This is a genomic window from Nostoc sp. UHCC 0251 (assembly GCF_034932245.1).
GTDB lineage: Bacteria > Cyanobacteriota > Cyanobacteriia > Cyanobacteriales > Nostocaceae > Nostoc.
This window is the reverse complement of record NZ_JAYGHD010000328.1, coordinates 17,050-29,314: the sequence shown is the minus strand read 5'-3', so window position 1 is coordinate 29,314 and position 12,265 is coordinate 17,050. Positions and strand designations below refer to the sequence as shown.

19 protein-coding genes are annotated in these 12,265 nt (G+C 45.2%); 14 read left to right on the top strand and 5 right to left on the bottom strand.

The features are described 5' to 3' along the window. Positions 1-37: 37 nt before the first annotated feature. Positions 38-700, bottom strand: a complete 663-nt coding sequence (locus tag VB740_RS27300; protein WP_323202990.1) for a hypothetical protein — start codon at positions 698-700, stop codon at positions 38-40. A 150-nt stretch (positions 701-850) separates the two neighbouring features. Beyond that, positions 851-1,249 (bottom strand): hypothetical protein, encoded by a 399-nt coding sequence (locus VB740_RS27295; protein WP_323202989.1) that lies wholly within the window; start codon positions 1,247-1,249, stop codon positions 851-853. 216 nt (positions 1,250-1,465) lie between these two features. Between VB740_RS27295 and VB740_RS27290 the strand changes: the two genes are divergently transcribed. The 14 genes from VB740_RS27290 to VB740_RS27225 all read left to right on the top strand — a co-directional run bounded on the left by VB740_RS27290 (position 1,466) and on the right by VB740_RS27225 (position 9,205). After that, positions 1,466-1,672, top strand: coding sequence for a peptide ABC transporter substrate-binding protein (locus VB740_RS27290; RefSeq protein WP_323202988.1), 207 nt, complete (start codon positions 1,466-1,468; stop codon positions 1,670-1,672). Positions 1,673-1,749: 77 nt separating this feature from the next. Continuing rightward, positions 1,750-2,049, top strand: coding sequence for a hypothetical protein (locus VB740_RS27285; protein ID WP_323202987.1), 300 nt, complete (start codon positions 1,750-1,752; stop codon positions 2,047-2,049). Continuing rightward, positions 2,024-2,482 carry a hypothetical protein gene (locus VB740_RS27280; RefSeq protein ID WP_323202986.1) on the top strand — a complete coding sequence of 153 codons (459 nt, stop codon included), beginning with the start codon at positions 2,024-2,026 and terminating at the stop codon, positions 2,480-2,482. Before VB740_RS27285 ends, VB740_RS27280 begins: the two co-directional genes overlap by 26 nt. Beyond that, a complete protein-coding gene (locus VB740_RS27275; protein ID WP_323202985.1) occupies positions 2,469-2,720 on the top strand; it encodes a hypothetical protein in 252 nt (83 codons plus the stop codon). The genes VB740_RS27280 and VB740_RS27275 overlap by 14 nt, the downstream gene beginning before the upstream one ends. Before the next feature lie 9 nt (positions 2,721-2,729). Further along, the gene (locus VB740_RS27270; RefSeq protein WP_323202984.1) at positions 2,730-3,242 is read left to right on the top strand and encodes a hypothetical protein; all 513 of its coding nucleotides are present in this window, start codon (positions 2,730-2,732) and stop codon (positions 3,240-3,242) included. Further along, positions 3,242-3,514, top strand: coding sequence for a hypothetical protein (locus tag VB740_RS27265; RefSeq protein WP_323202983.1), 273 nt, complete (start codon positions 3,242-3,244; stop codon positions 3,512-3,514). The genes VB740_RS27270 and VB740_RS27265 overlap by 1 nt, the downstream gene beginning before the upstream one ends. Next, the gene (locus tag VB740_RS27260; protein ID WP_323202982.1) at positions 3,496-4,038 is read left to right on the top strand and encodes a hypothetical protein; all 543 of its coding nucleotides are present in this window, start codon (positions 3,496-3,498) and stop codon (positions 4,036-4,038) included. Before VB740_RS27265 ends, VB740_RS27260 begins: the two co-directional genes overlap by 19 nt. A gap of 78 nt (positions 4,039-4,116) precedes the next feature. Beyond that, positions 4,117-4,401, top strand: a complete 285-nt coding sequence (locus VB740_RS27255; RefSeq protein WP_323202981.1) for a hypothetical protein — start codon at positions 4,117-4,119, stop codon at positions 4,399-4,401. Further along, positions 4,402-4,704, top strand: a complete 303-nt coding sequence (locus tag VB740_RS27250; RefSeq protein WP_323202980.1) for a hypothetical protein — start codon at positions 4,402-4,404, stop codon at positions 4,702-4,704. Position 4,705: 1 nt separating this feature from the next. Beyond that, on the top strand, positions 4,706-4,933 hold the full coding sequence (locus tag VB740_RS27245) for a hypothetical protein (RefSeq protein WP_323202979.1): 228 nt from the start codon (positions 4,706-4,708) through the stop codon (positions 4,931-4,933). Between the two features lie 308 nt (positions 4,934-5,241). Then, positions 5,242-6,441: an IS110 family transposase gene (locus tag VB740_RS27240; RefSeq protein WP_323202978.1), complete on the top strand. Its 1,200-nt coding sequence runs from the start codon at positions 5,242-5,244 to the stop codon at positions 6,439-6,441. Positions 6,442-6,461: 20 nt separating this feature from the next. After that, positions 6,462-6,668 carry a hypothetical protein gene (locus VB740_RS27235; RefSeq protein WP_323202977.1) on the top strand — a complete coding sequence of 69 codons (207 nt, stop codon included), beginning with the start codon at positions 6,462-6,464 and terminating at the stop codon, positions 6,666-6,668. 121 nt (positions 6,669-6,789) lie between these two features. After that, a complete protein-coding gene (locus VB740_RS27230; RefSeq protein WP_323202976.1) occupies positions 6,790-7,923 on the top strand; it encodes an AIR synthase related protein in 1,134 nt (377 codons plus the stop codon). A gap of 595 nt (positions 7,924-8,518) precedes the next feature. Beyond that, the gene (locus VB740_RS27225; RefSeq protein WP_323202975.1) at positions 8,519-9,205 is read left to right on the top strand and encodes a PHP domain-containing protein; all 687 of its coding nucleotides are present in this window, start codon (positions 8,519-8,521) and stop codon (positions 9,203-9,205) included. Between the two features lie 84 nt (positions 9,206-9,289). On the opposite strand, the gene VB740_RS27220 is transcribed toward VB740_RS27225, so the two are convergent. Genes VB740_RS27220 through cobG form a run of 3 tightly spaced genes read right to left on the bottom strand, consistent with a single transcriptional unit; the run spans position 9,290 to position 12,237 of the window. Then, on the bottom strand, positions 9,290-9,994 hold the full coding sequence (locus VB740_RS27220; protein ID WP_323202974.1) for a precorrin-2 C(20)-methyltransferase: 705 nt from the start codon (positions 9,992-9,994) through the stop codon (positions 9,290-9,292). Between the two features lie 2 nt (positions 9,995-9,996). Further along, positions 9,997-10,623 (bottom strand): precorrin-8X methylmutase, encoded by a 627-nt coding sequence (locus VB740_RS27215; protein ID WP_323202973.1) that lies wholly within the window; start codon positions 10,621-10,623, stop codon positions 9,997-9,999. Between the two features lie 54 nt (positions 10,624-10,677). Continuing rightward, complete coding sequence (gene cobG / locus VB740_RS27210) at positions 10,678-12,237, bottom strand: precorrin-3B synthase (protein WP_323202972.1); 1,560 nt, start codon at positions 12,235-12,237, stop codon at positions 10,678-10,680. Positions 12,238-12,265: the final 28 nt, after the last annotated feature.

Genomic DNA, 12,265 nt, shown 5'->3' with positions numbered 1-12,265 from the left:
CCAGCCTCGGATTAGTTTCTCAATCTCAAATGGTAATTTACCATTTGCGATCGCACAAGCAGTTGATTAACCATCCTTGAGGATTGTTAATTGCTTGATTTCCACCACGTTTAACAAAGTGCTTTAAAGCTAACTGGACATCTTCAATATCAAACTCAAGTAGATTTCTAGTTGTTCGTTTATTTGGGTCAAAGTATATTTCGTACTCAGCGCAAGTTGTAAGTATCTCGTGTTGCCTTTCTAACTCTTCAAATTCGGCGGTAGTAAGAGTAATACTATTGCTGCTGCTGTTTAACCCCTGTTCGGCTGAGATATCATTTGAGGGGGGTGAATCGTAACTAGAGTTATGGTTGTGTAACTTTTTTTCTCGCGGTTTTTTGGGTGGATTTAACCATGAAAGAGGTCTTACAAGTAACTTGGTTATCTTCCAAGAATATTGTTTAATTACTTGTAAAACACGGCATGATACCAGTATTTCAAATATCTTTTTGAGGTAATTGTGAGCGTATGGTTTACCTCTAGTCTTGGCTACCCAAGCATTAAATTCTGATAAATCAGGTTCTATCTCACTGGCAATTTGCCCTTGTCTCATTAACCACTGCCAAAGGATTTTTGCGGCGGGTGGAATATGATGTTGATAACAGAATACATCGTGTTCTTCCGTCCAGGGAAGTGAACTTTTTAGTGAATTTTCTGGCATAATACTATTAGTTTGTTTTCGGAAAGCCACTCATGATCGCTAAATCTCTGGTGGCTTTTTGATTTTTTTAGATAATCGGCGATCGCACTCCAGAAGTGATGAGCGCGATACGCAACGAATAAAGCCGTCTACCCAAACAGGTAAACGGCTTTATTCTTGATCTTTATCGTTGTCAGAGGACTCTGAGATTAGATTATAAATTTCTTGTTCTAGCTCTGCTATTTCCTGCGTAAGCTCTAATTTATGAGTCTTACTTTCAATTAATTGCGTCTCAAGCTGTTTTTGTTGATTTTCAACGTAATTTGAGTACTTAGACTCAATCAGTTTGAGACGCTGGAGGATTTTCCCATTATCTGAATTTCGTTTGAGGGCACTTGCCCCACTGGAATTTTCCCCTCGACAACCATTCTGAGCAAATCTGCTTTGCTGTAACCCATAGCTTGGGCTACTGTCTCGAAGTTCTCCCAGTCTGCGCGACTCATCCGCACTGAGACTATCATCGAATCTTCCGCTAGTTTCTTGGGCCTTGCCATCTAAGTTTAAAATCACAACGTCATCCCCACCATATTGTATTACGGAATAATTTTGTTGTACAAAACCATTGACTTAGTTATGTATGACAATATAGCATTAGGAAGTTGTGTATGACAAAACTTTGCAACACAACATCGCTCCCCAACGCCTAACCCTTTGCGTTGCAACCGGAGCAAGCACCCGCGCCTTGACCTTGCGCGGAAACACCCTTTACCTGATGCCTAATGACTGATGACCAACCAAAAGCCAATGGAGGAACTAACACCAGAACAATTACTTGAGGCGAGAAATTGGATTAAAGATTGCTGCCCCTGGGGTGATCTGCAAGAAGAGCAAGTTGATGAACTGACCGACGATGAAGTGATAGCAGGGATTGCAAGACATTTTGAGGGAGGAGTTAGCGAATTTAAAAAGACTGTGCCGACTGAAGAACAGTAAAAAGGCGATCGCCCGATTTAGCTTCAGCGATCGCCAACCAATAATGCTTCGTATCTAATATGTAGGAGATTGTACCAATGTCCAAGCCGCTAGGCTACTACACGAGCTATACCCCAGGCGACGGCTCAGTTTTAGATGAACTTGACGATATGTTCGGCTCAAATTTGGAGAAGCTGACCGTCAAGGAGAAATGGTTTTTAATTGGCGCTCTAGGCGCACAACTTTGCGCTGATCAACCTGGAGAAGTTTCTAACGCTGTTAATGCTGTCTATCCAGGGATACTGCTTATGACTACAGGAGACATCGAGGGATTAATCGAAGCACTAGTGGCACAAGTTCGCTGGAGGCAGAATGCAGAACCTGTATACCACTCCTGAAGCAGCCAAGTTAACCAACATTCCAGAAAGTACGATCCGCAGTTGGTTGCGTCGTCACCCTGAAGTGTTCCAGTTTGAAGTTCATGTTGTCAGCGATGAACATGGACAAAAACTCTGGACTGAAGCAGGAATTGAACTATTGCATAGCCGACGTGCATCGAAAACTGCAACAGATGACGATGCAGAAATTGATGCAACCGATTTGCTTGAGTCTCTGTTAGAGGAAGATTCACAGCGCCTCGCTAACGAATACTACCGACAGCTGCCGGGTCGCACCTTGCAGCGCATTAAACAGATGCGGGACAATCCCACACCTGAACAACGCCAACTAGTGCAAACATCATTCCGCGCTGCACTCAACGTTGGAACAGAGCATCTACTCTTACCCACATATCAGCCGATGTTGCTAGAGGGAGGAGATGAAACAGACTAAACAACAGACTACCAGCAAGGTTGTACCATTCACCGGCGAATTTTACCCAGACATACCAGAGCCTACACCAGCCGGGAATAACCTTGCTGCATTTCTAGTCATGATTGCAGCTGCATTGGTTGCTGGTTTAAGCATGGGTGCAATCTCCACTTACCAAAGCGCGGATCAAGTGCAGTTACGCGAGATGAAGGCCCAAAGCCAACAGTTAGAAAAAGTCAAAAACCAAGTTTGTAGATAGGAGTAAACAATGGGAATCCTTGCACGAATTACCAGCGCTGCAAAGTCTAGCAACAAGAGTAATGAGTCCTCACTTTCGGCGGGGGGACACGGGATTGATAAAAATCAGGTGTTAGCCCCCACAGATCCGACTGTCATAAACCCGATGAACGCGGGAACTTGGCAGACTGTCAGAACTGCACCGATTAGTGAGACACCCAGGTATTTTAACAAAGCTGAGGCTGATGCACTCAAGCAGTTGTCAAAGCAAAAAAGACTCGAAGCGCGTCAGGCTAAACGCGCTTACAAGTCTCTGAAAACCCTTGAACAATCCGATGCACAGGTACACATTGCCCATCGTAGCTACATCAAAGAAGTTGCTGACAGTGAACTGACTAAAAAACGCGCAGACGCTTCAACAGCAAGGCATCTACACACACTCAGACCCGCCTACGCAAAACTGGGTTATGGTCTAGACCGCGCTGAGAACATGGCCCAGCAACGAATTGACGAACTCAAAGCCAAAATCAAGGAAAAATACTAATGGCAAAGGCGGTACACCTGGGGGCTTGGTTCCTTCTGGGATGTATCGCCTCTAGTTCTGTGGCTTGGCTAGGGGCGTTACATCCAGCTTTGTTTCGGGTGATGTGGGTTGTCTACATTATGTCTGGTGCAGCGCTATGCCTTGCCCTACTTACCGATGATGCGGTAAGACAGTTTCTCAAGTTATCTGAACCAGATTATTATGCCTTGCTGATTGCGATCGCAGTTTCGATTGTTTTAGGAGGGATGTTGTCATGGCTGATAGGTGGTTAAAAACCAACTGTTTGCTAGCTAGTGCAACTGCATTTTGGCTGGCTGCACTTTCTCCAGTTCCCCCAATTGCCAAGGGAATCAGCTACAGCTTGGCACTGGTGGCATCAGTGCAACTCGTTGGTGAGTCGCGGCGGCTGATTGTGCAGGATGCCCGACGTGCAGCACTAACAGCCATGAATCAAGAATTAGAACAGGTAGAAATTGCACTCCACAGCCAACAGCAAGAGCAAGCGCTTTATGAGGTCTACGGCGCTGCACCGACTTACCCGCCGGAAGTAAAGGAGGAGTTAACCACTAGCCTGGAACACTTATATAAAGAGCCGAGCGCAGATCGTAGCGGTGAAACTTCCGCTTCCACTTCCGACGATAAAGCCTTTTACCTGGCAGTCATGGGCCTATTGGAAGTCAAAGGAGAAACTTATGTGATTGAGCAAGTTTTGAAAATGGGGGGCCGCCGATGGGAGGAGGGCAAGCAACGATTGCAGCAGATATTGCAGCAAGGTAGGCAGGAAGAGTGGGACTAATTTAAAAGCGATCGCGCATTTGGGGAGTGCGATCGCTTTTTAAAATCGATTCCAACAAGTAAAAAATATCACACAATCATGAACAAAAGCATAGAATCCCTTACTTATTACGATTTAGAAAAAGAAAACAAACATGGTTTCTCTTCTAAAGATATTCCAGCCAATGAACGAACTTTAATAGTTAAAGAGCAAATTATTCCTGGTGCATTTGGCTATCCAGATATGTACATCCGGCACATGAAACTGAGATACAAAAATCGTGACTACCCCATAATTTGTATGACCGATTATGAGCTTGATGTAACTAAAAAAGTAGGAATAATGGCGGATGCTGTGAAGTTTTTACAAGATTCAGGAATTTAAATGTTTGGTTTTGACGGTGATACTAAAGGGCTGAAAGTTATCCTAGAACGAATTGCAAGCAATGATGATTCGGGAAAGCTAACCCATAAACAAGTAAGAGGATACGCAAGATGTATGCTTGCAATATTTGAAAACCTGAACATAGATACAAAACTAGAAGCGGAAATCAAACTTTTACTTGCAATGCTTTCTACAAGTGGCATTCCTTATTACGATCGCTCATTCATGGCTTCGAGGATATTGGAATTACTCAAACAAAATGCCGAATTAAAAAGTCAACAAATTTCAAGCGAGTATTTTTAAAATGACTACAAATACAAACATTCCAGAACCAGATCCAGTTTGGGATTATTGCCAAATTTGGGATTCATTGCAGAAGATTAAAGCCAAAATTGACGTGGCTTTAGAATTTATGAGTGAGCAAGAATATGCAAGTCTTTACAGTGACCAAGAAATCAAAAAATTACTAGCACCAGCCTCAAACAAGCTAATAGAAATTGTTAACGATGTGCTTATAGACGATAAAGAATAACCGCCTGATGAGCCGGGCTGAGTCGCCGGCGAAACGCGATCGCTGCTTGATCGCGTCGCGGACTGGAGTCCAACCCAGACGTACAGCACATACACACAGCAGCTTAGGGCTTTTGGCATGAAACAAGCTTTTATGGCTTTCTGATTTTCATAAGCTCGGCTGCTGTGACTGTGCTGTTCCCCCCCCCTATGTCACCAGAAGTTACCGCTTTTGGTTTTGCCTTGAGAGTGAACTAGGCTGTGTGGCCTTCGGGTGATTCACAGGCATGGCATCAGGGAACAAGACGAAACCACCCAGAGGAGAACTGAATGATTAGAATTTTGGGGCTTGATGTTAGCAAGTCCTCAGTTTCGGCTTGTCTGCTTTTGGAGAAGCCCGAAGACCCACGTCAATTTTATTATGAATGTCCATTTTTTAAATTGAGCGCTGATGCAAAGGGAATTCAAGATTTACTCGCGCTCAATGCGGACATTGCACTATTAGAGCCAACTGGCAATAATTACAGCAAGCTTTGGGGTACTCACTTGGCCCGCGCCGGGGTAGAAGTTCGGCTAGTTGGTCATAAAGAACTGAGGAATTATCGAGCCAATCACCTGGCAATGCCTGATAAAGATGATGACGGCGATGCTTTAGCGCTTGCCTGCTACTACTTTGATTACCACCAAGACCCGCGTCGATTTGTCCAAATTCGCGATCGCGCTATTGTCAGAATTCGAGAACTAGTTTTGCGGCTGGCTCACCTTAACCGTGTTCAGTCCCCGATCATGAATCGCATTCGTCAAGATTTGGCGTGGCAGTTTCCAGAAGTTGCACTAGTAAAGTCCCAAAGGGGTGAATCTGGACTGGCTCCTTTACTGTGGGGGTGGCTTGCTGGAATTCGCAAAAGTACGCGCTATGACCGCCTTTACTCGCAAACCGTGGGTTTGGGAATCACCGACACTGTTCGAGAACATGCAAAACGTATTTGTGATCTTCAGCATGAGGAACACGTCATCGAGGGAGAGTTAAGAGAACTGCTTGCTGATTCTCGGTTTGACCATTACCGCACTGTTTTTAAGAAGTTTGGATTTGGCGATCGCCTAACTGCGATCGTTCTCTCTCAGATTTACCCTATTGAGGGTTTCCTGGATGCAGATGGTAAACCAGAGGTGAGGATACGCCAGGGGCGAAACTCTAAAAAGCCTACTAAACGCCACCTTTCATTGAGGAGATTTCAAAAAGCCCTTGGCGCTGCTCCTTCAATGGAAGCATCCGGCGATAGCAAGAAAACCAAGGTTATAGGCGGTTCTGATTTATGTCGGAAGTCTTTGTGGCAGTGGGTGTTTACTCGGATTGAGCCAAAGCGATCGCGTCTGAAGAATAATATTGGTAAAACTTTGGGGGAACAGTTGGACACTGAAAAAGCAGCTGGTCGTCCGGTGAAGCTTGTCAGAAATCGGATTGCAGCCAAAGGAGCGCGACTGCTGTTTAGAGAACTGATTCAAGTCCACGATAAATTGCTAGAGTGAAAATTAAAATATAAAACATTATGGATAGCAAAGAACTAGCGCAATATATAGAAGCAACTAATAGCATCACTAAACCTTGGCTATTGGTACAACTGCGTCTCAAAAAATTACAAGAGCGTCGAGCTACGCTTACAGACGATACCTACAATAAAGAATTAAAAGACATTTACCAAGACTTAATGAATTTGGGGGAATGGTGGCGCGGTATTGAAGATGAGGTATTTTGAGGTATTTTAAAATGATGAGTTATGAGTTTTCCTAACAGAGGCGATTAATCGCGTCTCTACTCCTAACTCTTGCACAGACACAATTAATCGTGTCTCTACTCCTAACTTAAAACGCAACCTGATGGCTCAAGTCGATCAAGTCGATTACGATACTCTCGATGCCGCAAAACGATGCTTCATCAATGCTGCAAAACGCACACTTGGCTTTGCAAGCGCCTATGGCATTGTCCCCGCATCGGGTCTTGGAGCAAGTGCTAACGCTTTCAGCTTCAACCTCGCTCCTTTTCTAGAGGCAGGGGCTAGAGAACTTTCTATGACACTTGTCCCGGAAGGACTGGGTACCGCAGACGATACTCGACCTGACGACCTTTCCGAAGAAGAACTTCGACGATTCTGGTGGAATATTGGTATCAAGATTATCTCGTGTCTTACGAACGATGCCGCAACATCAGGTATGCAGACTATACTTCTCGGTCTTTATCTGCCGTCGAGTACTCCTGAAACTATCTTCACCCCCACCTTCCTTGATGGGTTTCTGGATGGAGTCGTTGAGGCGTGCAAACGAGTTGGGTGTGTCTATCTCTCAGGAGAAACTCCTCAACTAAAAACGAAGATGATTCCAGGTCGGCTCGACATCGCAGGCTCGGTTTTTGGGGTTATGCCGGCTAGTGTCGCTCCCATTGATAGCTCGCGTCTGGATGCCGGAAATACTATTGTTCTTGTCGAAAGTTCGGGGCCCCATGAGAACGGCTTTACCCCACTGCGAAAGCTCGCCGAGTCGCTCCCTGATGGCTACAGAACAAAACTTCCAAGTGGACAAGAGTTTTGGGAAGCGATGAATGCCGCTTCGTATCTCTATACACCCCTTGTACAGGCGGTGCTTGGCGAGGGAATTCGTCCCACTGCGATGGAGAACATCACTGGACATGGTTGGCAAAAGTTGATGCGGTCGGTGAAGCCGCTCCGGTATGTCATCGAAACGATGCTCCCAGTGCCGGAGATATTTACTTTTGTCGAAGGTCATCTTGAGGGCGGGGCAGCGACGATGCTTTCTGTGTTCAATTACGGAGCAGGATTTGCATTCTATACAGAGTCGGAGCAGGATGCAGAGAGGATCGTTATGCTCGCAAGAGAACATAAGCTCACGGCTGTGATTGCTGGAAGGGTTGAAGCATCCCCTACCCGCGAGGTAGTGGTAGAACCGCTTGGAGTCACTTTGAAGGGAGATTCTTTTGGAATTGCGCGAGAGGTATAGTGATTCAGGCGCGTAGGCATAGCCCGTCGTAGACATCGCTAGTTTTCTTGCAGCTATTGTAGACTCACTTATGCGATGCCTACGGTGGTCACTGAGCGCAGCCGTACCCCTCCGGGGAAGCAAGCCAAGCTACGCGCAGCGTCTGTCTGCGACACGCTGCGCGTTTGCGTAGCATCCCGCAGGGAACGTAGAGAAGTGCGGGCTACGCCTATGCTGAAGTCATTCTTAGTTATATAAAAGTTTTAATTACTGATATTGTTGGCAATTTTTACACACGAAATTTAGTTCAATCTCAGGGTGGTTAGAGATAGTTACTCTACTAAGCCTTTAATCTATAAGCTATTTGCCATAGATGCTATAGACGTAGCTAGGTGATTTTTATTGCAATATTTATTACTACTTAAAACAAAGGTAGTCCAAAACACCCATGACTACTGAGGTTAAGATTTGCTAACGTAGTCTTAACATATTGAAAAATTTGCTGAGAAGGCTGAGAAAGTATCAACCGACACTAATCTTTAGTGCTGTATCTTTCTCATCTGTAGATGTGCCGTTTTAGTGTGTTAAAAAGATATATTTTTGTTCAGAGGGGGTTATGGCTGTAAATTTGGCCCGAACTACTGCTTCCACAGAACTTTTGAAGCAAGTATTCCAGAACATTGATGCACAGAGTTGTCCAAGGTTATTCAACTTTCATATGCACACTGTCCACTCGGATGGTAGATTGCAGCCGAGTGCATTGATGGAGCAAGCGATCGCTATTGGCCTAAAAGGGTTAGCCATCACTGATCATCATGGTATTATCGGCTATCAAGCATCACTTGCTTGGTTAGAAGACTGGAAGTGGAATAATCCTGGTGCAAGCGCTCCTTACCTTTGGAGTGGTGTGGAAATTAATGCCAACCTTTTGGATATAGAAGTTCACATTTTGGCTTATGCTTTTACACCAGAACACCCTAGCATGAAGCCTTATCTACAAAGAAGGCCGACTACAGGGCAAGAATATCAAGCAAGTAACGTGATTGCTGCTATTCATGAAGCTGGAGGATTGGCAGTTCTGGCTCATCCGGCTCGTTACAAGCGATCGCTTTTTGACTTGATTCCAGCTGCGTCCCAAAAGGGCATCGATGGCGTGGAAACTTTCTACGCCTACAATAACCCTAACCCCTGGAAACCCAGCGTAGTGGAATCAGAACAAGTACAAAAGTTGGCTGATGAATACTTTCTTTTCAATACCTGTGGTACTGATACCCACGGTTTGAGCCTGCTACAACGTTTGTAAAGATGAATCAATTTTTTTGAAATCTCCTGGTTCAATCTGCCAGGAGGTTATTCTATTTTGGATTTTTGATTACTCATCAAAGGACTATAGTCGATTCTTGGTAGGAATCACAATCATCGAGAAATAAGGTACTTCATCTGGATTAACTTCATCCAAAGGGAGGATGCGTTGCTGTGACGTTGATGCACGCTCAATATATCTTGCCCGTGATGCTAGCCCTAATTTATGCAGGATATCTCGTACTTTAGTAAAATGACGGCCTAACTTCATAATTGCCGCTGCATCGGTCATCAGCAGATGTGTAGTCAGTTCTTCTGCTGGTAATGGTGCGGGTAAGACTGTGAGGATATCAGTGTAATAGGTGAAAGGTACACCCAAGGCTACCGGACAAGCCATCAGCGAGGAAACTCCGGGGACAACCTCTGTTACGTACTGATCAGATAAACGTGTGAACAGGTACATGAACGAGCCATAGAAAAATGGATCTCCCTCACACAGTACTACAACATCTCGACCTGCTGCTAAATGGTCGGCGATTGGTTCAACTTCCTTGTCATAAATAGACTTTGCCTTTTCTGGCTCCAAAGCGCGGGGGAGGTGAAATAGCACCTCAATTTGATTACCAGGAAGATACTGCGCCACGATCGCTCTAGCAATACTTTCTTTATCTGTGGCTGATTGATAGGCTACCACAGGAGCCGCACGTAATAACCGCAGTGCTTTCAGAGTCAATAGTTCGGGATCGCCTGGGCCGACACCAATTCCATAAAGACGACCTTTGGTTTTCATATTCATTCTTCCTCCGTTGCCAGGGCGTTAACTGCTGCGGCTGCGATCGCACTTCCACCGCGCCGACCATGTAAGGTTAAAAATGGCACATTTCTGCTATCTGCTGCCAATGCGGCTTTCGATTCGGCTGCACCGACAAACCCCACTGGAAAGCCTAAGATAATAGCAGGTTTCGGCACTCCTTCATCGAGCATTTCTAATAGCCGGAATAGTGCTGTGGGCGCATTACCGATTGCGATCACCGATCCTTCGAGGTGCGATCGCCATAATTCTAAAGCTGCCGCCGACCTAGTAGTACCCAGACGCTGGACAAGTTCTGGCACTTCCGGCTCGTTGAGGGTACAGATAACTTGATTATTGGCAGACAACCGCCGCCTGGTAACGCCATCAGCAACCATCCGGCAATCACACAGAATTGTAGCTCCTGCTGCTAGTGCTGCCCTTGCGGATTGCACTGCTGTTGGTGAATATCCCAAGTCAGTAACAATATCCGTCATTCCACAGGCATGAATGAGACGCACAGCCACTTTTGCTACATCGGGTGGCAACACATCTAGGTTCGCTTCTGACCGGATGATTGCAAAAGAATTGCGGTAAATTTCGTTGGCATCTCGGATGTAGTCGGGCATTCGATTTGGGATTTTAGATTTTGGATTTTGGATTGACAAATAAAATCGAAAGGCTTAGATTGCCGACTTCTCTAGAAAGTTGGGAACCTTGTTATTTACAAATGATTTAGGAATATTATTAAATAACTGCTGTAATTGGGCGATCGCATATCGATTAGCAAATTTCCCAAAAGACTCATCAGAATTTAGGCGTTCAATTTTATATACATATAGCATCCGCTCTATTAATGCAGGTAGTTCGGCAAAAGTTACATATTGATATATTTCACGTCCGAATTTCTGCTTGCTGTCACCAACATAAATGTGATAGCCCTCAACAGTTTCATTGTCAACATCAATGCTGACACCGAGCAGAGTAATATCACTTTTGGTATGCTGGGCGCAGGATTTTTCGCAGCCGCTGAAGTGGATATTAACTGGGCAATCCAGAGTGAGGCGAGTTTCAAGATACTCTGCTAATGCTAATGCATGACTTTTGGTATCCGTGGCAGAAGCGGCGCAACCCTTTTTTCCAGAACAGGCAACTAATGCACTCTTGATGTTGGTTGCTGAGGAATCTAATCCTAAGAAAGCAATTTCAGTTTGGACATCAGCAACCCATTGCTGAGGAATATCTGTTATCAGCAAATTTTGCCAGGGGGTTAACCGAAGAGTGCCGCTACCGTGTTTCGTTGCTAAATCTGCTAAACCCCGTATTTGCTTACTCTCCAATCGTCCAATGGGTAAGACGACACCAATGTAAAATAAGCCTTTCTGACGTTGGGGATGGATGCCAATATGTTGATACTTCGCATCTAACCTCTCCCCCAACCCCTCTCCTACAAGGAGAGGGGAGAATTCCTCCCCCTTCCCTAGTAGGGAAGGGGGTTGGGGGGTTAGGTCACTGCATAAAAGAGAAAAAGGTAGACGCTGCTGAACTTCCTGGAGATAATTTTCACAACCTAAAGTATTCAATAACTCTAAGAACCGTAGCCGACGCTTACTTGTAGTATTACTATGAGCTAGATAGACCTCTGCCAAAGCTGCCAAGACGGGCAAACATTGCTCTGGTGGTAACAAAATTCCCATATCGCTAGACGGTTGCCCCTTTGCGCCGACACTGAGATAGAGGCGGAAATAAACATTACCGTCAACTAAGACAGCAGCAAATAGGATATCATTCAAGCGATCGCACACCCGAATTATTCCACCACCATCAAAGCAAACGCTAAATTTTGCCGACAGTCCCGAAAGCGCTGGATGTGCAGCAATATAATCATCCCAACTTTGGACAAAAGGACGGGTGTCGATTAATTCTAGCGGGTCGATACCAGCAGTTGGGCTGGTCATAATATTACGGATGTGGTCTACAACAGGATTGCGAGAACCCAATCCTATATCCTGTAGGTGTTTCAGAACTTCAGCATTTATCCCCGTGCGGATTTCGCGGACTTGTAGATTAGCTCGATTAGTCACATCTACATAGCCGCCACCGTGCTGTTCTGCTATATCTGCGATCGCACGGCACTGCTGACTACTAATAATTCCACCTGGTATTCTAATGCGAGATAATATACCATCGGCGGCGGGTGTAGCATAAAACAAGCCAGGACAAGTGGCAAATCCTGAAAGCAAACTTGGAACTCCTTCCCCGTGCAACGCA